This is a genomic window from Mucilaginibacter sp. McL0603, assembly GCF_049992945.1.
GTDB lineage: Bacteria > Bacteroidota > Bacteroidia > Sphingobacteriales > Sphingobacteriaceae > Mucilaginibacter.
On sequence record NZ_CP188251.1, the window covers coordinates 4,795,207 to 4,821,373 of the forward strand.

A 26,167-nucleotide genomic window follows, 5' to 3' on the forward strand; every position below is an offset into this window, starting at 1 on the left:
CTAATTACTTTGTGATTTTATTACAGTGTTTATAGTGCCAAGCAGTGAATTGGTACCAGGAGCATCCTGTAATAATTGCCATATCATTACACCACCCGCTTTTTGTAAAGCCAGGGTGGTTTTATTTTTTATGGTAGGGATTCCGTTATAATAAAAGGCACCGCCGCCTTTAAAATTTACCGAATCAGTATTTAGGGCCCAGCTATATTTAATGGCGACCTCTTTAAAAGATAACTCAGAAGGTATATTGCGCCCGAAACCATAACCATAAAACGGTAAGCCGAGGTTTAGCCTTTCTTTGGCTATATGTTTTTCACCCGCCCAGTAATTCATATCCTCTACAGCCATTTGATACGGTGCGTGAGGCCCTGCGATCTCTGGTTTCCATGGGCCTGTCTTGTCATACGACATGATATTGATGAAATCAAATTGAGCCAGGGCTTTGTCAGTATACCTGGTTTTGTATATGGTGGCTACAGCTGCAGTTAACAGCTTTCCTTTGGGTTTAAGCGCAGACGCAAGCCCTGTAATAAAACTTTCGTAATTTGCATCAATGCGTTCGCCTTCCAAATCCACGTCTATTCCATCCAGGCCATATAATTCTGTAAGTTGCGCCAATTTTTTTGTAAAAACCTGGCGATTAGCATCGGATAATAAGCTGGAATAATAATCAGGCGCAAGCCCGCCGCCTATTGAAGCAAATACTTTTACGTGATTTTGGTGTATTTTATTTACAAATGTTTTTAATCCAAAGATTGGAGCAAAATTACCTGCCGGATCGGGATTGATGAATGCAATATTTAAGTGTGTGATCTTACTGTAATCAATTTTATTGGCTTCGCCATCGATAATATTTTGTAGGCGTACGTAACCAATTACCCTGAATTGAGTTTGTTGAGCACTCGCGGATAAGCAGAAAATCAGGCCGACCAATAACAAGTAAAAATTTTTCATACTCTAATATCAGTTTTATTTATTGAATTAGTAATCAGATCCATAATACTTGTCATTGCATGCTTTATCAAAACCGTTTGATTGTACGTATATTTAATTATTATGTTCTCATTCTGTTTGACCTCACCACGACCGAGATTATAGCAGTTCATATCCGTACGGATAGTGTTCGTTTTTGTTACAACTCCAGCAATAATAATTATCACAAATAATTGTATATCAGCGTATTGAAATATCGGCATGATATTGTTAACTTGATTTGACTGTTCGCTTCAAATTCATTCAGGTTAATTTTAATATTTAGTCAACTTCATCAATACGGTCATGATAAAGAATTATTTAAAGATTGCCATCCGTCAACTACGAAAACAAAAAATGTACGCCGCTATCAAGATCGGTGGTTTTGCGCTTGGCATTGCTGCCTGTTTGCTGATTGGCCTTTACATAAAAGACGAGCTCAGTTTTGATAAATCATATCCTGACAAGGATCGGATCTACCGCGTTGTTGGATATTACAATACCGAGGGGAAAATAGAAAAGGGAACTGATTGGCCCGCTCCAATGGGCAAAGCCTTGAAATCTGACTTTCCGGAAGTGGAAATATCGGGTAGACTGATGCCTAATTCGCTCTTCGAAAAAGCCGGGAGCAATGAGGTGAGGCGTGCCGACCAGGTACAGAACACTTACGAGCAGGGCTTTACCTACGCCGACCAGGAAATGCTGGATGTATTGCAACTGCCCATGGTTTATGGCAAACGCGAGCTTGCTTTGAAAGAACCCTTAACCATGGTTATATCAAAACGGAAAGCGGATAAATATTTCCCGGGTAAGAACCCTGTGGGACAGGTAATGTACCTGAATAATGATAAAACCAAGCCGTACAGGATAGGCGGTGTAATGGAGAATATTCCAGAAACTTCTCATCTAAGAAAGTTTGATTTCTTTTTGACTTTAAAAGGCGTAGAGTTTTACCAGGGTGAGCAAAACAACTGGGATGCCAGCAACTACCCCGACTATATCAAGTTGCGCCCGGGAACCAACATCGCTCAATTTGAAAAGAAGATGACAAATGATATCATCAAGAATTATTACTTCCCGGTAATGATAAAAGATGGGGTAAAAGATGCGGAAAAGCAAACTCAAAAATTCTCCCTGCATTTGCAAAATGTTACTGATATCAACTTGTATTCATATGATATTTATGACAACACGCCTCATGGGGATGTGCGTTTTATCTGGCTGTTCGGCGCTGTCGCAGGTTTTATTCTTGTTATAGCCTGCATCAATTTTGTCAATCTATCAACGGCCAAATCAGCCAATCGCGCAAAAGAGGTTGGTTTAAGAAAGGTAGTAGGTTCATATCGCAGCAGCCTTATTAATCAATTCCTGGCTGAGTCGATAGTTTATAGCGTACTTTCTTTTGTGATCGGGTTAATATTAGCCTGGGCACTGCTTCCATACTTCAATACACTGGCTTCAAAAACATTATCCATGCCATGGAATGAATGGTGGCTGGTGCCTTTCTTATTAGCTGCAGCATTCATTGTGGGCATAGTTGCCGGCTTATACCCTGCCTTTTATCTTTCCGGGTTCACACCTGTGCAGGTATTGAAAGGCAGCATCAGTACAGGCAGTAAAAATTCAATACTAAGGAATAGTCTGGTCGTTTTTCAATTTAGTGCTTCTATTATCCTCATCATCTGCACTGTTGTTATTTACAACCAAACGCAATTCATTCTCAATCAAAAGGTGGGTTTTGACAAGGACCAGGTCGTTGTTATACAGGGCACCAATACGCTGGGTGATAAAAATGTAAAAAGTTTTAAAAATGAATTACTTAAGCTGTCGTCGGTAAAAAATGTATCTATAAGCGATTACTTACCCGTTGAAGGCACCAAACGAAATGGTAATACTTTTTATAAAGAGGGCAGAACAAAGCTGGATGCAGGAGTTGGCGGACAATATTGGCAAATAGACGATACTTATCTAAAAACATTGGGCATGAAACTGGTTGAGGGGAGAAATTTCTCTTATGCGATGGCCGCGGACACACAAGGGTCGGTTATTATTAATCAGACCATGGCCAAAAAACTTAACCTAAAGAGCCCCATTGGTGCACGGATCACTAACGGGTATGGAAAGTACACCGTTATTGGCGTTGTAGAAGATTTCAATTACGAATCTATGCGCGGCCATATCGAACCAATTGTACTTAATTTTGGCCTTAGCCCTTCTATCGTATCGGTAAAGGTCGGTGGTACGGATATGAAGAACACTTTGACGAATATCATTGCTGTCTGGAAAAAATATTCACCCGATCAACCCATCCGTTATACCTTCCTTGATGAGCAGTTTGCCAACATGTATGCCGACGTACAGCGTACAGGGCATATATTCACCAGCTTTGCTGTACTGGCTATTATTATTGCCTGTCTTGGTTTATTTGCCTTGTCTGCCTTTATGGCCGAGCAGCGCAGCAAAGAAATCGGCATCCGCAAAGTGCTTGGTGCAACGGTAAGTAATATTACGACTCTGTTATCTATAGATTTTGTAAAGCTGGTGTTAATAGCCATACTGATCGCCTCGCCAATAGCGTGGTACGGAATGAACTCATGGCTACAGGACTTCGCCTATAGAATCCCGATTAGCTGGTGGATATTCGTTTTATCAGGAATAGTTGCGATAGCTATAGCTCTGTTTACGGTAAGTTTCCAGTCTATCAAAGCGGCATTAATGAACCCGGTAAAGAGTCTGAAATCTGAGTGATAGTGATCAGAGACTGGTGATTAGAGATTAGTTACCAATGAACAAGTAAACCAATTAACAAGTAAACTAAAATGTCATGATAAAAAACTATTTGAAATTAGGCTTGCGCAACCTTGCAAAAAACAGGTTATCGTCAGCAATTAACATTTTAGGACTTGGACTGGCCGTAGGCTGCTGCATGGTCGTATTTCAGTTTTTTGACTGGTCCATGCACATGGATAACTTTCATCATAAACTTAACAGTCTTTTTGTTATTGAAAGAGTTTCTCAAAAAGACGGGAATCAGCAATTGTGGGGTAATTCGCCCGCCCCTTTGGGATCTATGCTGAAGGCTGATTTCCCACAAATTAAAAATACTGCACGGGTCAGTTATACAGGGGTGATAATTAAACAAGGTGATAACGTGTTCAGAGAAAGCGTAACTTTTGTTGATGATGCCTTCTACAGCATGTTTAATTTTCCAATTAAATGGGGAAATAAGCTGCGTTTTACTGATCAGGATGGAATAGTACTCACCAATGAGCTTTCAGAAAAACTTTTTGGAAAAGAAAACCCGGTAGGTAAAAATGTAAATGTGCGGTTTAACAAAAATGGCCAGGAAACGATTGTGAATTTTACGGTTAAGGGGGTATTTGATAAACGACCTATGGAGACCTCCTGGTATTTCTCAGCTCTCGTTCCTTATAGTAAAATGGCTTCTTTAGGAATGGATAAAACCGGCGACTGGGTTCAGAGCACAGACATAACATTTGTGGAAGCAGACAATGAAGCATCGTTGACTGCTATCAATGGTCAAAGTAAAAAATACTTACAGCTATATAATGCCGCAAATAAGGATGATAAGATCACTGCCTTCCATTTTCAGCCATTGAGAACAATGAATTTTCACGCCTATAATGTAAACAACCAACGTTTTAATTATACGCATATAGCCGGTTATATTATGTTGGTAGTAATTGCCATTGCCACTTTATTACTGGTTTACTTCAATTACATGAATATTGCCATAGCTTCTGCTTCAACACGGTTAAAGGAGATTGGCGTCAGAAAAGTGATGGGAAGCAGCAGAAAACAGATCATCTACCAGTTCATTTTAGAAAATATCATCCTTTGCACCATCGCAATAATTGTGGGGTTGTTTTTAGCTAAGTACATTTTTCTGCCCTGGTTTAGTCAAATAGCCAATATAGACCTGGCAAAAAATCTATTTAACAATTATCGCACCTGGGTCGCCTTAGTGGTCCTAATAATTGTGTCGGCACTAAGCGGAGCTGCTTATCCTTCATTTTATATATCAGCTTTTAAACCGATAAACATCATAAAGGGCAACAGCAAATTAGGCAGCAATAACCGCTTCAGAAAAGCCCTTTTAGGCTTTCAATTTTTTCTTACATTTTTAGCCATTTCAACCACACTGGCTTTTATAAATGAAACAAAGCAGATAAAAGTAAGACCCTGGGGGTATGATCCTGCGAATAATGTGGTGGTAACGCTTGATAAATCGGCCAATTTTGAAGCTTTTAAGGATGAGCTGAAGCATAATAGCATTGTTAAATCAGTTTCCGGATCGGTTCAGTCACTCGGTAACTACTCCAAACAAATGGTGATCAAAACCGAAGGGAAAGAAGAAACCGTACAGGGTATAAATGCCTTACCGGGTTTTGCAACTCAGTTAGGCATCAGTATTACAAAAGGCAGAGATCTGAATCCTGATTTCGAAACAGATAAAACAACAACTGTATTGGTTAACCAGGCCTTTTTGAAACAGATGCATTGGACAACCGGCATAGGGAAAAACATTGAATATGAAAATCACCAATATCAAATAGTCGGCGAAGTAGACAATTTCCATTTCGAAAATTTCGAATCACCGGTGACCCCTTTAGTGCTAATGGGCTGTAAGCCGGAAGATGTGAATTTTGTTTATATTAAAACAGCATCCGGCTTATTTAAAAATGCGCATTCCGAGGTAGAAAAGGTATGGAAAAAGGCATATTCTAATTTGCCTTTTGAATATTATTACCAGGATAATGTATTTGATCAATATATCAAGGGGTTTGACCAGGTTTCGGATGTAATGGGCGCAGCCTCCTTAATAATGATCGTTATCTCCATATCGGGCATTTTCGGTTTGGCCTTACTGATACTGGGTAGAAAAATGAAGGAAATAAGTGTAAGAAAGGTGCTTGGAGCAAGCATAGGAAACATCATTTATCTTATAAATAAGGAATTTATTTTCGCCATTGGATTTGCCATCTTGTTTGGTTTGCCTGTTTCCTGGTGGCTTGTCAGGACTATGTTTAACCAGATTACACCTGAATCTGCTGTTTCATTGTATCCGCTTATTATTTCGTTCATTGCTCTGATCGTCATGACCGCAGTAAGCGTTTCGTGGCACATATTTAAGGCGCATACCTCCAACCCTACTAAATATTTAAAGGATGAATAGAAGTAGTTGATAGTTTTCAGCTGGCAGTTAACGATGACTAATGAACTAAACATCATGATAAAAAACTATTTAAAAATTGCCTGGAGAAACCTCATTAAAAACAAGGTTTCTTCTTTAATCAACATTGGTGGATTGGCTGTAGGCATGGCTGTAGCTATGCTGATTGGTTTATGGATTTGGGACGAGTTGTCGTTTAACAAGTATCACCAAAACTACGACCACATTGCCCAGGTAAGAACGCGGCTTATAGATACCCGTACCGGTGAAACTGGGATAAACAATTCACTACAGGTTCCTATGGTGACCCAGCTAAAAACCAATTACAAAAACAATTTCAAACATATAGTAATGGCGTCGTGGGATGTTGATGATATCCTATCGGCAGGCGAGAAGAAAATATCAAGAACAGGACTGTTCATGGACCCTGATGCTCCTGAGATGCTGACCTTGAAAATGATCTATGGTTCACGAAACGGGCTGAAAGATCCATATTCAATTATGCTGTCCGAATCAACCTCCAAAGTTTTTTTTGGCGATGTGAATCCTATAAACCAGGTAATGAAGATCAATAATAAGTTTGATGTAAAAGTTACCGGAGTATATGAAGATCTGCCGCTGAACTCTCAATTTAAGGATTTAAAATTCCTTTCACCTACCGATTTATGGATCGCCGACAATCCCTGGATAAAGGAGCGGGCATTAAATGATTGGCAAAACCACTTCCTAAAAATTTATGTAGAAATCGATCCGAATACCAGTTTCGAAAAAGCTTCTCAAAATATCAAAGATGTCGAGTTAAAAAACCTGGGCAACCTGAAAGAGCAAGTCAAACAAAATCCGCAGGTCTTTTTACTTCCTATGTCCGATTGGCACCTGCATAATTTTAAACATGGCAAACCGGATACCACATCTTTACAAATGTTATGGCTGATAAGCATCATTGGCACATTTGTATTGTTACTGGCCTGCATTAACTTTATGAATTTAAGCACGGCCCGTTCAGAAAAGAGGGCCAAAGAAATTGGTATCAGAAAAGCCGTAGGCTCAATACGGAGACAATTGATCGGCCAGTTTTATTGCGAATCATTTTTGATAGTTCTGCTGTCGTTTTTTTTGTCGATGATTTTAGTAGTGTTATCACTACCCTGGTTCAATGATATATCAGCTAAACTGATAAAAACACCATATCAGAGTCCTTATTTCTGGCTGTTAAGCATCGCATTTATTTTTATTACAAGTATTGTAGCAGGAAGCTATCCCGCATTGTATTTGTCTTCTTTCAATCCTGTTAAAGTATTAAAAGGGACTTTCAGAGTAGGCCGGTTTGCTTCCATCCCTCGCAAGGTTTTAGTGGTGATGCAGTTTACAGTATCTGTGGCTTTAATCATTTGCACCATTATTATTTACAGGCAGGTGCAGGTCGCCAAAGATCGTCCGGTAGGTTATACCCGTGACGGACTGATCATGATCGAGAAAAAATCAAGCGATTTTGATGGGAAGTATAATATCCTGAGAACCCAACTTAAGAATACAGGTGTAGTAGCAGAAATGTCTGAGTCTTATGGAAAAGTTACCGAAATAGCTTCAGGTAACGGTGGATTTCAATGGAGAGGGAAAGACCCGAATATGCAGGACCAGTTCGGTACGCTGCCTGTAACTTTTGAATACGGGAAAACAGTCGGCTGGCAATTTATAAGCGGTCGTGATTTCTCTAGTAACTTTATTACAGATTCGTCAGGTATGGTGATCAATGAATCAGCCGCTAAATATATGGGGCTGAAAAACCCTGTAGGCGAAGATATAAGCTGGAAATTCCAGGATCAGCCGGTTAAATATTATAAAATTTTAGGTGTAGTTAAAGACATGGTGATGGAATCGCCTTATGAGCCAATGTACCCTACTGTTTTTATGGTTAAAGGTCATGTGGGCACCAACCAGATCAATATAAAAATCAGCCCCAATGTTAGTGCAAGCCAGGCTTTGCCTAAAATAGAAGCTGTTTTCAAAAAAATAATTCCGTCAGCTCCATTTGAATACAAATTCGCCGACCAGGAGTATGCCTCAAAATTCGCGGCCGAAGAAAACATCGGCAGACTTGCAGCAGTATTTGGCGGACTGGCCATTTTTATATCATGCCTTGGCCTGTTTGGCCTTGCTTCATTTGTTGCCGAGCAACGTGTTAAAGAAATAGGTGTACGTAAAGTGTTGGGTGCATCAGTCATCAATCTTTGGGGTATGCTATCGAAGGACTTTGTACTACTGGTTGTTATATCCCAGCTTATTGCCTCGCCAATCGCATACTATTTTATGCACAATTGGTTGCAGCATTACCAATATCGCACCAATATTTCCTGGTGGATGTTTGCCGCGACCGCTGTGGGTGCCATTGCAATCACCTTACTTACCGTAAGTTATCAAAGTATAAAAGCTGCCTTGGAGAACCCGGTGAAGAGTTTGAGAAGTGAATAGTCATTGGTCATTGGGGCTCAAGTTTTTAGAGTTTAGAAATTAGGGTTTAGAGTTTTAAAATCATGATAAAGAATTATTTAAAGATCGCCTGGAGAAATCTCCTTAAAAATAAAGCGTCGTCAGTGATCAACATTGGCGGCCTTGCTGTGGGTATGGCGGTAGCCATGCTGATAGGATTATGGATGTACACCGAGCTATCATTTGATAAAAACATTCCTAACCACGACCGTATTGCGCAAGTGATGCAAAACCAATGGATAAACAATGAGACCGATACCTGGAACAGCCAGGCTTATCCCCTGGGTGCTATGCTTCGCAATGAATATGGCGGCGATTTTAAGCACGTGATCATGTCTTCATGGGCAGGAGGGCACATCTTTTCCATTGGCGATAAAAACCTGAAAGTCAGCGGCAATTTTATGGAGCCCGGTATTACGGATATGTTATCGCTGAAAATGATCAAAGGCAGCCGCAATGGTTTAAATGATCTCAATTCGATATTACTTTCCCAATCGGCGGTCAAAGCTATATTTGGTGATGCCGACGCGATGAATAAAATCATCAAAATAGACCATGATGATGTGCTGACGGTTAAGGTAACGGGAGTTTATGAGGACCTTCCTAAAAACTCATCATTTGGCGACCTGGCCTTTATTTCTCCGTGGCAATTATTAGTTAAAGACCAGCATTATGATACCCGCTTTAATAATCCCTGGGGTGCAAGCTGGTTCCAGACCCTTGTTCAGGTAGCTGATAATGCGGATATGAATAAGGTTTCAGACAAGATCAAAGACATTAAGATGAAGGACCTGGTCCGCACTCATAACAGCGATGCGCGGTTTAAACCTGTCATCTTCCTTCACCCTATGAATAAATGGCACCTGTACAACGATTTTAAAAATGGTGTAAATACCGGAGGGGATATACAATATGTGTGGCTGTTTGGTATCATCGGTGTATTTGTACTGCTGCTGGCTTGCATCAATTTCATGAATCTGAGCACAGCCCGCTCCGAAAAACGTGCCAAGGAAGTAGGCATACGCAAGTCGGTGGGTTCAGGCCGCAGCCAGCTGATCACCCAGTTCTATTGCGAATCGTTGGTAATTGCTGCTTTTTCATTCCTGTTCGCCATATTGTTTGTGCAATTATGCCTGCCATTCTTTAATGAGGTAGCCGCTAAAAAAATCTCGATGCCATGGGGTAGCACGTTGTTCTGGCTGGTTGGTATAGGCTTCACATTATTCACTGGACTTATCGCCGGCAGTTATCCTGCGTTGTACCTGTCATCTTTCAATCCGGTAAAAGTATTGAAAGGCACTTTTCGGGCGGGCCGACTGGCTTCGGTACCGCGCAAAGTTTTGGTGGTATTGCAGTTTACCGTCTCCATTGTATTAATTATTGGCACTATCGTTGTCTTCAACCAGGTGCAATATGCTAAAAATCGTCCTATTGGCTATAATGTCAACGCTCTCATGGTCGTGCCGCTGCAAACTGATTTTATCGCCAAAAAATCCGATGCAGTACGAAACGACCTGATGACAAGCGGTGTAGTTGCATCAGTATCAATGTCGGAGACCCGTATAACCGATGGCAACACTACTAACGGCGGATTTATGTGGCAAGGCAAGGACCCTGCCTTACAGGAAAATTTCAAGAGTTTAGGTATTTCCCCTGAATTCGGTAAAACCGTTAAATGGGAAATAAAAGAAGGTCGCGATTTTGATCCGGCCATCCCGAGCGACTCATCGGCTTTTATTATCAATGAAGCTTGTGTAAAGTACCTGGGGTTCAAAAACCCTATAGGCCAAACCATTACCTGGATTGGTAGCGGTAAATATAAGATCATCGGGGTGGTAAAAGATATGATCACTGAGTCAGCTTACCGGCCTGTGGAGCAAACCTTTTTCTACCTGCGCAAAGGATTAACGAATGTCGATATAAGGCTCAATCCCAATACAAGCGCTCACGAGGCTATTGACAAGATCGGAGCTATCTTTAAGAAATATGACCCTTCTACGCCGTTCGAATACAATTTTGCTGATGACGATTACGCCAAAAAATTTGATACCGAGGTACGCGTAGGCAAACTGGCCAGCTCATTTGCAAGCCTTGCCATTTTCATCAGCTGTCTTGGGCTATTTGGCATGGCATCCTTCACGGCAGAGCAGCGGGTAAAGGAGATTGGTGTACGGAAAGTGCTTGGCGCCTCAGTATTCAACCTTTGGCGACTACTTTCAAAAGATTTTATAGGACTTATTGTTATCTCCCTGTTAATCGCTTCGCCAATAGCTTATTATTTTATGCATAGCTGGCTGCAAAACTACCAATATCGTTCAGCTATGGGTTGGTGGATATTTGCTGTCACAGCCGCCGGCGCATTGCTAATAACCGTACTCACCGTAAGCTATCAGAGTATCAAAGCAGCATTGGCTAACCCGGTGAAGAGTTTAAAAGCGGAGTAATTAGTGACCAGGGATCAGTTAATCACTGCTAATCCTTAGAGTTTAGAAATTAGGATTTAGAATTTAAACATCATGATACGTAACTATTTCATCATTAGCCTGCGCAATCTTTTTAAGAGGAAGGGATATACTACACTGAATATCCTCGGGCTTACTATAGGCATCACTTGCTGCTTGCTTATTTTTCAGTATGTATCGTATGAGCGAAGCTATGATACGTTTCAAAAAAACACATCTCAAATAGTCCGTATACGGTTGGACCAGTACAAACAGGGGAAACTATTGTGGCAATCTGCAACATCCTATCCTGCTTTCGGGCCGCTGATGAAAAAGGATTATCCCGAGGTTGAGAATTACTGCAGGCTGATAGACGATGAACTTTTATTAAGTAACGATGCCAAAAATGTAAAGTTCTCTGAAAAAAAAGGCTATTACGCCGATCCTTCATCAGTTGATATGCTCGGTGTACAGTTATACAGCGGCAACGTATCTGCGGCTTTGAATGCCCCTGATAAGATCATCATTTCGCAAAGCATGGCCAAAAAGTATTTTGGTACCGATGATGTGGTTGGCAAAACATTGATCGCGCGTAACCAAAACCCATATGAAACCTTGCTGATAACCGGCGTATTTAAGGATTATCCAAAAAACTCGCACCTGATTATCGATTACCTTGTTTCTTATTCAACACTAAGCAAAATATTGGCAAAGGGTGGAGATAAAGACGATTCGGCTAATACAGCTATCGGCTGGTACGATTTCTATGTATACCTGCAAATGAAGCCCGGCACTAATCTTCAAAAGTTCCAGGCCAAAATGCCTGCCTTTGCCGATAAATACATCAACAACAAGAAGGGGTTCAAAACAAATAATGTAAGAGATGAATTGCACATCATTCCGCTAAGCGATATCTACCTCAACTCCAACTACAATCAGGAAGCCGAAGTAAATGGTAATGGGAGCGGTGTCAATTTTATGTTCCTGATCGGTTTTATCATCATGGGCATAGCCTGGATAAATTACATCAACTTGTCCACCGCACGCTCAGTCGAACGTGCAAAAGAAGTTGGGGTACGTAAAGTTTTAGGAGCAGCAAAAGGCAACCTGGTAAGGCAGTTCATGCTCGAAAACATCCTGTTAAATTTTACCTCCATCTTGCTGGCCGGCATTGCCGTTGCTGCGCTGATCCCCTGGTTCAATACCCTGATGGGTAAAGATGTTGCGTCGGGCTTTTCTATGTCAGGCAAATACTGGCTTATATTCTCTGTTATTTTTATTTCCGGCACATTATTGTCAGGATTATATCCTGCTTTTGTATTATCAGATTATAAACCCGTAGCAGTCCTCAAAGGCGCCTTTAAAAACACTTCAGGCGGGTTGGTGCTGCGAAAGGGATTGATCATTTTACAGTTTGGTATCTCCGTAGTTCTGATAGCAGGTACGATCATCGTTTACCAGCAGGTCAATTTTATGAGGAGCCAAAAACTTGGAGTTAATATTAATCAAACGCTGGTACTTGATGGTGTGCAAACTGTCAGCGATTCGGTGTATTGGAGCACATTACAACCCTTCAAAAACGAGATCCTTAAAAATTCGGGTATAAAAAGCATGACCATATCCACCAGTGTAATGGGTAAGGAAATATACTGGACAAATAGCTATAAAAGCCTCGATCATTCAGAACTGGGCGCCTCAACGCTTTATCGTTTAGGTATTGATTATGATTTTATCCCGCAGTTCGAAATGAAACTATTGGCAGGGCGTAATTTTTCAAAAGATTTTAAAACTGATGAAAAGGCTGCTATACTAAATGACAGGGCGCTTGCCCAAATGGGTTTCAAAGATCCGCAGGATGCTATAGGTAAAAAGATAGCCTCTGGCGATACACTGACTGTAATATGCGTGGTACAAAGCTTTCACCATCTCGGCTTGCAAAAACCCATCGACCCACAGTTGATAACATTGCGCTTAAATGCAAATCAGGCTTATTCCTTAAAACTGCAAACTAGTGATCTGCAGGGCACAATAGCTAATGTTAAAGCTACATGGAACCGTTATTTCCCTAAAGATCCTTTTAACTATTATTTTCTCGACGACGATTTTAATACTCAATACCAAAGCGATCAGCGGTTTGGCGAAATGTTTACGCTTTTCGCCTTCCTTGCCATATTGATCGCGTGCTTCGGCCTGGTCGGTTTATCAGCGTATAATATTTTACAGCGCACAAAGGAAATAGGTATACGCAAAGTACTTGGAGCCTCGGTACAGAATGTTGTATTTATCCTATCAAAAGATTTTTTACTGCTTGTTATTATATCATTTGTAATTGCCGCTCCTGCTTCGTGGCTGATCATGCACAATTGGCTGCAGGATTTTGCATACAGGATAGATATCAGCTGGTGGGTATTTGGCATTGCGGGTTTGCTGGCCCTTGCAATAGCATTAAGCACAATAAGTTACCAGGCAATAAAAGCCGCTTTGACAAACCCGGTAAAGAGTTTGAAAACGGAGTGATTAGTAGCCAGAAATCAGGTAATCAGAACTTAATCTTTAGGGTTTAGAAATTAGGATTTAGAATTTAAATATCATGATAAAGAACTATTTAAAAATCGCCTGGCGTAACCTGTTAAAAAACAAGGCGCATACATTTATCAATGTCACCGGCCTATCGGTAGGTATGGCTGTGGCTATACTCATAGGCCTATGGATATGGGATGAAATATCTTTTAATAAATACTTTAAAAGCTACGACCGAATTGTACAGGTAATGCAGCACCAAACCTTTAATGGTACTGTAGGCACACAAACAGCTATTCCAATTCCGTTAGGGATAAAACTGCGGCAGGATTATACAGGTCCTAATAAGGATTTCAAATACGCAGTGTTATCCACCTGGACTAATGAGCATATTTTGTCGCATGGTGATAAAAAGCTGACACGCCAGGGTAATTACATGCAGCCCGAAGCACCTGACATGCTCAGCCTGAAAATGTTGAAAGGCACCCGCAAAGCCTTAGCCGATCCCAAGTCAATTTTACTTTCTGAGACGACAGCAAAAGCGCTTTTTGGCAACGCCGATCCGATGTACCAGATGATCAGGATTGATAATACCTGGACTCTTAAAGTAGCTGGGGTATATGAGGATATACCAGATAATAGCGATTTTAAAGACCTTTCCCTCATAATGCCATGGGACATGTATATGACCACTGAACCATATTTAAAAAACGCGGCTACCCGCTGGGGCAATAATTCATGGCAAATATTTGCACAGTTAAACCCTAATGCCGATATCAATAAAGTTTCGGCTCACATTAAGGATCTTAAGATGGTAGGGCTTGCCGGCAATGGCGATAAGGTAGGGCTTACTTTTAAAGCTGCAGTTTTTCTGCACCCCATGAGCAAATGGCATTTATACAGCGAGTTCGTAAATGGTAAAAATACCGGCGGTGCCATACAGTTTGTATGGATGTTTGCTATAATAGGGCTTTTTGTTTTGTTGCTGGCCTGTATCAATTTCATGAACTTGAGTACCGCACGGTCCGAAAAAAGGGCCAAAGAGGTCGGTATTCGAAAAACACTGGGTTCACTTCGCAAGCAACTGATCAGCCAATTTTTTAGTGAATCGCTAATGGTATCAGTGTTTGCCCTTTTGATTTCATTGCTGATCGTTCAGCTTACACTTCCATGGTTCAATCAGGTAGCAGATAAAAAAATGTCTATACTTTGGGGAAGTCCCTTGTTTTGGTTGATCGTTTTAAGTTTCAGCCTCATTACCGGTATTATTGCAGGTAGTTATCCTGCATTTTACCTGTCATCATTTCAACCTGTCAAAGTACTTAAAGGCACTTTTAGGGCAGGGCCTTTAGCGGCTTTACCACGTAAAATATTGGTGGTATTGCAATTTACTGTTTCCGCCGTGTTAATCATCGGAACTATAGTTGTCTTCAGGCAGGTACAATTCACAAAAAACCGGCCGGTAGGTTATGAGCGTACAGGCATGATACAATTAGTGATGAAAAATGACGCTGTTCATAAACACTTTGCGGCGATGAGAAATGACCTTTTACAATCAAATACGATAATTGAAATGGCCGAATCCGGCAGCCCGGTTACTGATGTATGGTCAAACAATAGCGGACTCAGTTGGCAGGGAAAAGATCCCAGCTTACAGGACGATTTTGCTACTATACGTGTATCACCCGAATACGGAAAAACAGTAGGGTGGCAACTTTATAATGGCCACGATTTTTCGAGGACTTTCGTCGACACATCATCAATGATATTAAATGATGCCGCGGTAAAGTTTATGGGATTTAAAGATCCAATAGGCCAGGTTGTCAGTTGGGGACCAGATTACAAATTCAAAATAATTGGAGTAGTACATGATATGGTGATGAGTTCGCCTTATGAACCGGTTAAAGCAGCCCTATATTTCGTAGTGACCAATCCGGGCGGTGTGGTAGATATAAAAATAAATCCGAAACTAAGCGCCCATGATGCACTAACCAAAATACAGGCAGTATTTAAGCAGTATGATCCGGATAGTCCGTTTGATTATCAATTTACAGATACGGAGTACGCTAAAAAATTCGCCAATGAAGAACGAATAGGCAAGCTTGCAGGCTTTTTCACCATCCTGGCTATTTTTATCAGTTGTATGGGCCTGTTCGGTATGGCATCCTTTATGGCTGAGCAACGCACCAAAGAAATTGGCGTGCGCAAAGTATTGGGTGCTTCTATTTTTGGTTTATGGCGATTAATGTCGAGAGAGTTTGTAATCCTGGTGACTGTATCATTGGTTATTGCTATCCCGGTAGCTTACTATTTTATGTTCGGCTGGATCAAAAATTACAAATATCATGCTGAATTATCGTGGTGGATATTCGGGGCGACAGCATTGGGTGCTGTTATAATTACACTTCTTACGGTGAGCTATCAAAGTGTTAAGGCAGCAATGGCTAACCCGGTGAAGAGTTTGAGGAGTGAATAGTCATTGGTCAGTTGTCATTGGTCATTAGAATTTAGGGTTTAGAAATTAGAATTTAGAATTTAAGTATCATGATACAGAACTATTTAAAAATCGCATGGAGGAATCTTATTAAGAATAAGGCTTCTTCTTTGATCAACATCGGAGGGCTTGCAGTGGGTATGGCTGTAGCTATGCTGATCGGTTTATGGATATGGGATGAGTTATCGTTTGACAAAAACTTTAAAAACTATGGCCGTATTACCCAGGTACTGCAAAACAACATGATGAATGGCGAAATAGGTACGGGGAATAATGTGCCCTGGCCCATGGGTGATGCACTGCGTAAAAGCTTTGGCAGCGACTTTAAATACGTTACCATGGCGACCTATAATAACGGTCATATCCTTACCCATGGCGACAAGAAGCTTACCAAGAGCGGAACTTATTTTGAACCATCAGCACTTGAAATGTTATCCATTCAAATGCTGAAAGGGAACAAAAATGCGCTGAATGACCCATCGTCCATCCTGCTTTCTGAGTCAACCGCTAAAGCCTATTTCGGGGACACAGACCCGATTGATAAGGTAATGAAGATTGACAATAATCAAACTGTAAAAGTTACCGGCGTTTACAAAGATCTGCCCGAAAATTCTTCCTTTTCCGGGGTGGATTTTATTGCGCCATGGGAGCTGTTTTCAAACTCCGCAGGACTAAAAAAACAGGCAGATACCTGGCGCTGCAACTGCTATTTCACTTATGCACAGGTGGCGGATAATACTGATATAAATAAGGTATCGGCCAAGATCCGCGATATCAAAAAAGATAAGGTTAATAAAATTGAACTGAAGCAAAAGAACCAGGTTTTCCTTAACCCGATGAAGAACTGGCATTTGTATTCTGATTTTAAAAATGGGGTTATTGTTGGCGGGCGTATTCAGTACGTTTGGTTATTTGGCATAATAGGGGTTTTTGTGTTGCTTTTAGCCTGCATTAATTTCATGAACCTAAGTACAGCCCGGTCTGAGAAACGAGCAAAAGAAGTGGGCATCCGCAAGGCTATAGGCTCATTACGCAGTCAGCTTATTTATCAATTTTTAAACGAGTCATTGCTGGTGGTTGCGTTTGCATTTATTTTCGCCATAATTCTTGCCCAGCTTAGCCTACCCTTTTTTAATGAAATAGCCGGCAAAACAGTATCCATTCCGTGGAATAATCCTTTGTTTTGGTTAGCGGGCATAAGTTTCAGCCTGATAACGGGACTTATATCAGGCAGCTACCCGGCGCTATATTTATCATCTTTTCAACCGGTCAAAGTATTGAAAGGGACATTCAGAGTTGGCCGTTTAGCCTCGATTCCTCGTAAGGTGCTCGTTGTAGTACAGTTCACAGTCTCTGTTACCCTGATCATCGGGACAATTGTAGTTTTCAGGCAGATACAATTTGCCAAGAGCCGCCCTGTCGGTTATAGCCGTGCCGGCCTGATCACCTTACCAATGGTAACCGGCGATCTTCATAAACAGTTTGCCGCTGTGAAGGACGAGCTCGAAAAAAGCGGTGCGATCATATCCATAGCAGAGGCAGGCAGCCCTACTACCGGGAACTATTCAAGCAACAGCGGCTTTGACTGGAAGGGCAAAGACCCCGGGCTGGCCGTTGAATTTCCAAACATTGATATTTCTACCGATTATGGCAAAACCATTGCCTGGCAGTTTGCAAGCGGTCGGGATTTATCTACCGCCTACCCTACCGACTCGCTGGCATTTATTATAAATGAGACAGCAGCAAAATACATAGGGATGAAAAACCCTGTTGGTGAGACATTAAAATGGGATGGGGTGCCGTACCATATCATAGGTGTGATTAAGGACATGGTATCCGAATCACCTTATTTTCCAGTTAGGCCAACACTTTTCCATCTGTTAAAGGGCGGCGGTGATTTTGTTATCCTGAGAATAAATCCCAAGATGAGTGCAAGCGAAGCACTTAGTAAAATAGAAAAAGTCTATAAGACATATAATCCGGCACAGCCATTTGAATACCAGTTTGTTGATGAAGAATATGCAAAAAAATTCGGCGACGAAGAACGTATCGGCAAATTGGCATCCGCATTTGCGAGTCTCGCCATCTTTATTAGCTGTCTCGGCTTATTTGGTATGGCATCCTTTATGGCCGAGCAGCGCGTCAAAGAAATTGGAGTGCGCAAGGTTTTAGGGGCATCAGTATTTAACCTGTGGGGCATGCTGTCAAAAGATTTTGTGCTACTGGTAATTATTTCATTAGTGATCGCATCACCTATAGCTTATTACTTTATGCACAACTGGTTGCAGAATTACCAATACCGTTCAGACCTGGCATGGTGGGTATTTGCAGTAACAGGAATTGGCGCGATGGCAATCACCTTACTTACCATAAGTTACCAAAGCATAAAAGCCGCTTTGGCTAACCCGGTGAAAAGCTTGCGAAGTGAATAGTCATTGGTCGGTTGTCGTTGGTCACTAGAGTTTAGGATTTAGAAGTTAGAGTTTTATATCATGATAAAGAACTATTTAAAAATCGCATGGCGAAACCTTGTTAGGAACAAGGCACATACATTTATTAACGTTACCGGTCTGTCTGTTGGTATGGCGGTTGCTATGCTTATCGGGCTATGGATATGGAGTGAGCTATCCTTCGATAAATATCATAAAAACTATGATAGGATTGCCCGGGTAATGCAAAACCAAACGTCGAATGGTGAGACTGCGAGCCTTAAAGCCATGCCCATGCCTGTAGCTCTTCAGCTCCGTCAGCTTTATGGGGACAATTTTAAACAGGTCGTACTATCTTCATGGACCAATCCTCATCAGCTCACATTTAAAGATATAAGCCTATCCGCCCAGGGAAATTTCATGGAATCGGGTGCGCCGGAAATGCTGACCTTAAAAATGCTACAGGGTACACGCTCTGCATTGAAAGATCCTTCGGCAATTATTCTTTCTGAATCGGTTGCTAAAGCAATTTATGGCAATATTGATCCCATCAATAAAACTCTGAAATTAGATGATCAGAACCTGAAAGTGGCCGGTGTCTATGCAGATCTGCCGACAAATACCACTTTCAACAATTTGTTGTTCATCGCATCCTGGGAAGCATACGCGAGCACCGATGACGTAAAGCAATCGGCGGGTGATTGGAATCACAATTTCGTCCAGATTTTCGCACAAGTTTCCGAATCAGCAGATATGACTTCGGTTTCCGAAAAGATCAGGCAGTTAAAATTCAATAACGTCGGTGCTGACGGAAAAAAGTCAAAACCAGAAGTATTTCTGTACCCGATGAGCCGCTGGCACTTGTACTCCGAATTCAAAAACGGGATAAATACCGGCGGAGATATTAAATATGTTTGGCTTTTTGGTATAACCGGCATTTTTATACTCATACTCGCCTGTATCAATTTCATGAACCTGAGTACCGCCCGTTCAGAAAAACGTGCAAAAGAAGTGGGTATCAGGAAGGCGATGGGCTCCATGCGCGGCCAGTTAATAGCTCAATTTTTAGGTGAATCATTATTATTGGCAGTTTTAGCGTTTGGCCTTTCGCTATTTATAACCCAACTCTTAATTCCATTTTTTAGTGAATTAGCCGGGAAACAATTGTCCATCTTGTGGACCGAGCCTGTGTTCTGGATACTGGGATTAGGATTCGCCGTACTATGCGGCCTGTTTGCCGGCAGCTACCCAGCATTTTACCTCTCGTCCTTTAAGCCGGTAAAAGTGTTAAAGGGCGCAGTTCAGGCTGGTAAATGGGCGGGGTTGCCACGCAAGGCCCTGGTAGTTATTCAATTTACGTTTTCCATAACCATGATCATTGGAACGGTCATTGTATTCCGCCAGGTTCAATTTGCAAAAAACCGTCCAATCGGCTATAGCCGTGCCGGGCTGGTTGTCGCAAGACCTTATTCAGCGGATATTCACAATCATTTTCAAGCCTTCAGAAACGACTTGCTCGAAACTGGTTTGATCTCGGAAGTAGCCGAATCCGGCAACCAAATAACCAAAGGCAGCCGGACAATCGGTGGTCTTAATTGGCGGGGTAAGGACCCCAATATGAAAGATGAATTCGCCACGTTCGCAGTAACCCCGGAGTATGGAAAAACCATCAGGTGGCAACTCAGAGACGGTAAAGAGTTTTCAGGTACTGGTCCAGCAGTGTTAAATGATATTGTAATAAATGAGACAGCTGTAAAATATATCGGGCTTAAAAATCCGATTGGCCAGATCGTCAGGTGGGATGATAAACCATACACGGTAATCGGTGTCACTAAAGACATGATTGTTGAATCGCCTTACGAACCTATTAAACCAACCATTTTTTATATCACTATCGACGCCGGTCCGTTAAATATCCGGATCAATCCAAAAGTCAGCGCAGCCAAAGCATTAAGCGCCACCGAAACGATTTACAAAAAATATGCTCCGGGGCAGCTTTTTGATTACCAGTTTGCCGATGAAGAATATGCTAAAAAATTCAGCAACGAGGAGCGGATCGGAAAACTTGCCAGTGCATTTGCCATACTCGCAATTTTTATCAGCTGCCTGGGCTTGTTTGGCATGGCCAGCTTTATGGCCGAACAGCGGACAAAGGAGGTCGGCGTTCGCAAAGTATTGGGCGCAACGGTTTTCAACTTATGGCAGCTGCTTTCAAAAGATTTTGTTGTGCTGGTAATTATTGCATTACTCATCGCAACTCCTGTTTCATACTATTTTATGCATCAATGGCTACAGGGTTATCAATATCACGCAGGAATTTCGTGGTGGATATTTGCAGTCACTGCTCTAGGTGCGGTTATCATCACTTTATTAACGGTAAGCTATCAAAGTATAAAAGCTGCCATAGCTAACCCGGTAAAGAGTTTACGGAGTGAATAGTCATTGGTCAGTTGTCATTAGTCATTAGAGTTTAGGATTTAGAACTTGGAATTTTACAGTCATGATAAAAAACTATTTTAAAATAGCCTGGAGAAACCTTATCAAAAACAAGGCTTCTTCTTTCATCAATATCGGCGGCCTAGCAGTAGGCATGGCCGTAGCTATGCTGATCGGTTTATGGATATGGGATGAGTTATCCTTTGATAAATATCACCAAAACTATGATCGTGTTGCCATTGCAATGCAGCATGAAACCTTTGATGGCACAATAAATACAAGTGCCGTAATTTCGCTTCCGCTGGATGCAGAATTACGAAAAAGCTACGGAAATGATTTTAAGCACATTGCCCTGTCATCGTGGACAGAAAAACATGTTTTTAATGTTGGTGATAAAAACATCTCCTACAGCGGAAATTTTATGGGATCAGAGGCCCCTGAAATATTTTCGCTGAAGATGATTTCAGGTACACGTGACGGGATAAAAGACCGCTCATCTATGATGATCTCTCAATCCGTAGCTAAAGCATTGTTTGGTAATACCGACCCGATGAATAAGGTGATCAAACTGGATAATAAGGATGTTTTTAAAGTTTCCGGCGTATATGAGGATATGCCAAATAATACCACTTTACACGATGTTGCTTTTATCGGTCCGTGGGAATATTATATCAATTCACCCGGTAATGAACGATCATTAACTGATTGGGGGAACAATTCCCTGTTCCTATATGTCCAATTAGCTGACAATGCGGATATGGCAAAAGTATCTGCAAAAATAAAAGACATCAAACTGAGCAAAATGAGCAAGGAGGATATCAAGTTCAATCCGATTATCTTCCTTCAGCCAATGAGTAAGTGGCATTTATACTCCGAATTTAAAAACGGCGTCAATACAGGCGGCGCTATACAATATGTATGGCTTTTCGGTATCATCGGAACATTTGTATTGCTACTGGCTTGCATCAATTTCATGAACCTGAGTACTGCCCGCAGCGAGAAAAGGGCCAAGGAAGTGGGCATACGCAAAGCTGTGGGTTCTGTCAGAGGTCAATTGATCAAACAATTCTTTTGTGAGTCATTCTTGGTGGCTGCACTGGCATTCGTTTTTTCGTTATTACTGGCATGGGTCGCAATGCCCTGGTTTAATAGTGTTGCTAATAAACAAATGACCATTTTGTGGGATAACCCACTTTTTTGGACAGCAGGCATAGGCTTCACACTATTTACCGGATTGATCGCAGGCAGTTATCCCGCATTGTATTTATCTTCATTTAATCCGGTTAAGGTATTGAAGGGCACTTTCAAAGCAGGCAGGTTTGCAGCTATCCCACGTAAAGTATTGGTTGTTGTCCAGTTTACTGTGTCTGTGGTTCTGATCATCGGTACCATCATCGTTTTTAAACAAATACAATTTGCCAAAAATCGACCTGTAGGGTATAGCCGTGATGGCCTGGTTAATATTCAAGTGACAAATGATGATCTGCACAAACACTTTGAAGCTTTGCGGGCAGATCTGCTAAAGTCCGGAGCAATAGCAGAAATGGCAGAATCAACCAGCTCTACCACAGGGGTAAATAATGACAGGGGCGATATCAGTTGGAAGGGTAAAGACCCATCTGCAAGCTCTTATTTTGGATACATCGGCGTAACAACTGAGTACGGCAAAACAGTAGGCTGGCAGTTTAAGGATGGCAGGGATTTTTCGCGCAAATTTGTTTCAGACTCATTAGGAATTGTGGTGAACGAGGCCGCCGTAAAATTTATGGGACTTAAAAACCCTGTTGGAGAAGTGGTAAGGATTGGTAAACGCGACCTGACCATTGTTGGCGTAGTAAAAGATATGGTGATGGAATCGCCGTATGATCCGGTTAAACAAACTATTTTTCACATCAGTCGGGGCTCTTCAGATGATGTGCTCATAAAGGTCAATCCAAATGTAAGCGCCCATGAAGCGCTTGGTAAAATTGAAGCGGCTTGTAAAACCTACTCCCCTTCTGTTCCATTCACCTACCATTTTGCTGATGATCAGTATGCTAAAAAATTCGCAACCGAAGAGCGTATTGGTAAACTCGCAAGTTCTTTTGCGGGTCTGGCTATTTTTATCAGCTGCCTTGGTTTATTCGGCATGGCATCCTTTATGGCGGAGCAACGCATCAAAGAAATTGGCGTGCGCAAAGTATTGGGTGCATCGGTTTTCGGTTTATGGCGCTTAATGTCCCGCGATTTTGTAGTACTGGTAATTATCTCATTGTTAATTGCTACACCGGTTGCTTATTACTTTATGCAGGGATGGCTGCAGAATTACACCTATCGTGCAGAGTTATCATGGTGGGTATTTGCAGTGACAGCAGCATCGGCTATTATCATAACCTTGCTTATGGTAAGTTATCAAAGCATCAAGGCAGCCCTGGCAAACCCGGTAAAGAGTTTGAAGAGTGAGTGATCAGAGATTTGTGATTAGAGATCAGTTAATCAGTAATTAGTGCAATCGCTGACTAATCTCTGATTACTAATCACTGGTTAACAGATAACATCTTCATCCAAAACCGAACAGCATTTGTATCAAAAACAGACGGTTGAATAAATGCATTGATTAACATCACACTGATAATCAATGCATTTAACTATGGCACATGATTTGGCTCATAATTTAAGTTACCTTGTAAAGGGCAATTAAAAACTGAAAAATATTAGAATTTGAGCATCATGATACAAAACTACTTTAAGATCGCCTGGCGGAATTTAAATAAACACAGGTTCTTTTCACTGGTGAACATTTGCGGTCTGGCTGTCGGCGTAGCCGCATTCTGGATCATTGCCTTGTATGTAACGGATGAATTAAGCTATGACCGCTATAATGAAAAAGCAGATCGCATATTCCGGGTAGTTCAGCATGGTAAATGGAACACCGGCGGCTTTGACCTGCCGATTACAGCTGTGCCTTATGCACCAGCCCTTAAAGCTGATTATCCTGAAGTAGAAGATGCCATCCGCATTGATATGGAAGGCGGTGGAAAGATCATGTACAATGATAAGCAGATCACAGCAAATGATATCTCGTTCACGGACAATGCCATATTTAATGTTTTCACCTATCATTTTTTAGAGGGTGATCCGCAAACAGCGTTGGCAAAACCACAATCCATTGTCCTTACAAAAACATTGGCTGTTAAATTATTCGGGGACGTTTCTTCAGCAATTGATAAAACGATATACTTTGAAAATAAAGATGCCAATACAGTTACCGGGGTAATAGATGATGTGCCCGCAAATTCGCATTTCACTTTTAGCGCGTTACGGTCATTTAATACTAATTATACCGGCAGGTGGGATGATGCTCATGTATTTACCTATGTTCTCCTAAAAAATTCTGACGATTACAAAAAGATAGAAGCTGGATCGGCTAGCTTTTATAATAAATATTTAAAAACCGGCCTGGCGAACGTCCATTACAGGATGGAACTGCAGCCGCTTACTTCTATACACCTGCACTCAAACCTGCAGTTTGAAATGGGTAATAACAGCAACATCACATATGTGTATGTTTTCAGTATAGTTGCCCTGCTGATCCTGAGTATAGCGGTGATCAACTATGTAAACCTAACCACCGCACGCTCAGCAGTGAGGATAAAGGAGATCGGCATCCGCAAAGTGATCGGTTCAGGCAGAAAACAACTGATGTATATGTTCTTTTCGGAGTCGGTATTGTTTACCACACTCGCCACCAGCATTGCGCTGGTGTTAATACAGGCGTCGCTGCCTTATTTCAACCACATGTCAGGAAAAAGCCTTGATATATGGCATTTTGGTATCATTAAATCCATTTTTTTATTTGGTGGTTTTGCCCTCATTTCGGGTTTGATCAGCGGGACATATCCAGCCTTGTTTTTATCCCGTTTCGATACCATTCCAGCAATGAAAGGGCAATTGGGCAACCAATCGTCTACCATACTTTTCAGGAAATCGCTGGTGGTTTTTCAATTTGTGATCACTATTGTGATGATTGTCGGTTCGTGCATTATTTATCAGCAATTGCATTATGTGATGAATAAAGATCTCGGCTTTAACAAGTCGCAAATGCTGACCTTTCATATTCATAGTAAAATGGCCCGCACAAAAATTGATGCGATGAAGTCGCAGTTGTTGCAAAATCCATTGATCAAAAATGTTAGCGCGGCAGGTAATCCTATTGGTAACAATGATATTGGCGAAACTGGTTTTAATTTCGGCCCGGATGGCAACACTGCATCTGATACCAAAATAGTTGAGCGATTGATAATCGACGAAGACTTTATCCCGGCAATGCAAATTAAATTGTTGCAGGGTCGCAATTTTATGAAGGGCAAAGCAGATTCCAGCCAGAACGCCATTATAGTGAACAGCACTTTGGTGAATGAACTGGGATGGAAAAACCCTGTAGGTATGCGTGTAAGAACCGGAGTAGACAAGGGTCAGATCATATGGTCGACCATAGTAGGCGTGGTAAAAGATTTTAACACTTATTCACTACAGCATAAAATTGCACCAATGGAATTAGTGTTGCCACAATCTGCTGATGACAAAGACAACCTTTATGTTCGTTTGAGCGGCAAAAATATTCCGGGCGCGCTTGATTATTTAAAATCGGTATACAGCCAGTTTGATCCTGAAAATAAAGTGGATTACCATTTCCTGGACCAAAATTTTGCCAACCAATATCAAACAGAACAGAAACAAGGTAACCTGCTATTCATTTTTACCGTACTTGCCATTAGCATTGCCTGTTTAGGCTTGTTCGGACTGGTTACGTTTACAGCAGAACAAAGAGTTAAAGAAATTGGCATCCGTAAAGTTTTAGGCGCCAGTATAAGTAACATCGTATCACTACTAACTAAAGAACTGATATTATTGGTAATAATTTCTACTGTTGTTGCCGCACCGGTTGCATGGTACGCTATGAACAAATGGCTGCAAAGCTTTGCTTATCGTGTAGACCTGCATTGGTGGGTATTTATTGCAGCCGGATTTGTCGCCATACTGATAGCGTTTATAACAGTAAGCATTCGTTCGGTAAAAGCAGCAATGGCTAATCCGGCAAAGAGCTTAAAGACGGATTAAGTAGTTGAAAGCCCTAAATGCATAAAATTTAACATTTAGGGCTTAGTATTTAACATTTGATAGTTCTCGTTTCGGGTTTAGGGCTTGTATA

General features: G+C 41.4%; 11 protein-coding genes. 10 read left to right on the plus strand and 1 reads right to left on the minus strand.

Annotated features, from left to right (window positions below):
- Positions 1-954 (minus strand): glycosyl hydrolase family 18 protein, encoded by a 954-nt coding sequence (locus ACPPVU_RS22040; RefSeq protein WP_426668893.1) that lies wholly within the window; start codon positions 952-954, stop codon positions 1-3.
- 324 nt (positions 955-1,278) lie between these two features.
- Here ACPPVU_RS22040 and ACPPVU_RS22045 point away from each other — a divergent pair, with 324 nt between their 5' ends.
- From ACPPVU_RS22045 to ACPPVU_RS22090, 10 genes are all read left to right on the plus strand, one after another.
- Positions 1,279-3,720, plus strand: coding sequence for an ABC transporter permease (locus tag ACPPVU_RS22045; protein WP_426668894.1), 2,442 nt, complete (start codon positions 1,279-1,281; stop codon positions 3,718-3,720).
- Positions 3,721-3,796: 76 nt separating this feature from the next.
- Positions 3,797-6,169: an ABC transporter permease gene (locus ACPPVU_RS22050; RefSeq protein WP_426668895.1), complete on the plus strand. Its 2,373-nt coding sequence runs from the start codon at positions 3,797-3,799 to the stop codon at positions 6,167-6,169.
- A 54-nt stretch (positions 6,170-6,223) separates the two neighbouring features.
- The gene (locus ACPPVU_RS22055) at positions 6,224-8,638 is read left to right on the plus strand and encodes an ABC transporter permease (RefSeq protein ID WP_426668896.1); all 2,415 of its coding nucleotides are present in this window, start codon (positions 6,224-6,226) and stop codon (positions 8,636-8,638) included.
- Between the two features lie 62 nt (positions 8,639-8,700).
- Complete coding sequence (locus tag ACPPVU_RS22060; RefSeq protein ID WP_426668897.1) at positions 8,701-11,100, plus strand: ABC transporter permease; 2,400 nt, start codon at positions 8,701-8,703, stop codon at positions 11,098-11,100.
- A 72-nt stretch (positions 11,101-11,172) separates the two neighbouring features.
- Positions 11,173-13,614 (plus strand): ABC transporter permease, encoded by a 2,442-nt coding sequence (locus tag ACPPVU_RS22065; protein WP_426668898.1) that lies wholly within the window; start codon positions 11,173-11,175, stop codon positions 13,612-13,614.
- A gap of 73 nt (positions 13,615-13,687) precedes the next feature.
- Positions 13,688-16,093, plus strand: coding sequence for an ABC transporter permease (locus tag ACPPVU_RS22070; protein WP_426668899.1), 2,406 nt, complete (start codon positions 13,688-13,690; stop codon positions 16,091-16,093).
- Between the two features lie 68 nt (positions 16,094-16,161).
- Positions 16,162-18,543 (plus strand): ABC transporter permease, encoded by a 2,382-nt coding sequence (locus ACPPVU_RS22075; protein WP_426668900.1) that lies wholly within the window; start codon positions 16,162-16,164, stop codon positions 18,541-18,543.
- Between the two features lie 60 nt (positions 18,544-18,603).
- Positions 18,604-20,979 carry an ABC transporter permease gene (locus ACPPVU_RS22080; protein ID WP_426668901.1) on the plus strand — a complete coding sequence of 792 codons (2,376 nt, stop codon included), beginning with the start codon at positions 18,604-18,606 and terminating at the stop codon, positions 20,977-20,979.
- Between the two features lie 61 nt (positions 20,980-21,040).
- A complete protein-coding gene (locus ACPPVU_RS22085; protein ID WP_426668902.1) occupies positions 21,041-23,422 on the plus strand; it encodes an ABC transporter permease in 2,382 nt (793 codons plus the stop codon).
- Positions 23,423-23,685: 263 nt separating this feature from the next.
- Entirely contained in the window at positions 23,686-26,076 is a 2,391-nt protein-coding gene (locus ACPPVU_RS22090; protein ID WP_426668903.1) for an ABC transporter permease, read from the plus strand.
- The last annotated feature ends 91 nt before the right edge of the window (positions 26,077-26,167 follow it).

Bases quoted from the DNA above. Each gene is read 5' to 3' on its own strand.
- ACPPVU_RS22045 (WP_426668894.1), top strand. From the start codon at position 1,279: ATGATAAAGAATTATTTAAAGATTGCCATCCGTCAACTACGAAAACAA.
- ACPPVU_RS22055 (WP_426668896.1), top strand. From the start codon at position 6,224: ATGATAAAAAACTATTTAAAAATTGCCTGGAGAAACCTCATTAAAAAC.
- ACPPVU_RS22090 (WP_426668903.1), top strand. From the start codon at position 23,686: ATGATACAAAACTACTTTAAGATCGCCTGGCGGAATTTAAATAAACAC.
- ACPPVU_RS22075 (WP_426668900.1), top strand. From the start codon at position 16,162: ATGATACAGAACTATTTAAAAATCGCATGGAGGAATCTTATTAAGAAT.
- ACPPVU_RS22060 (WP_426668897.1), top strand. From the start codon at position 8,701: ATGATAAAGAATTATTTAAAGATCGCCTGGAGAAATCTCCTTAAAAAT.
- ACPPVU_RS22065 (WP_426668898.1), top strand. From the start codon at position 11,173: ATGATACGTAACTATTTCATCATTAGCCTGCGCAATCTTTTTAAGAGG.
- ACPPVU_RS22085 (WP_426668902.1), top strand. From the start codon at position 21,041: ATGATAAAAAACTATTTTAAAATAGCCTGGAGAAACCTTATCAAAAAC.
- ACPPVU_RS22070 (WP_426668899.1), top strand. From the start codon at position 13,688: ATGATAAAGAACTATTTAAAAATCGCCTGGCGTAACCTGTTAAAAAAC.
- ACPPVU_RS22040 (WP_426668893.1), bottom strand. From the start codon at position 954: ATGAAAAATTTTTACTTGTTATTGGTCGGCCTGATTTTCTGCTTATCC.
- ACPPVU_RS22080 (WP_426668901.1), top strand. From the start codon at position 18,604: ATGATAAAGAACTATTTAAAAATCGCATGGCGAAACCTTGTTAGGAAC.
- ACPPVU_RS22050 (WP_426668895.1), top strand. From the start codon at position 3,797: ATGATAAAAAACTATTTGAAATTAGGCTTGCGCAACCTTGCAAAAAAC.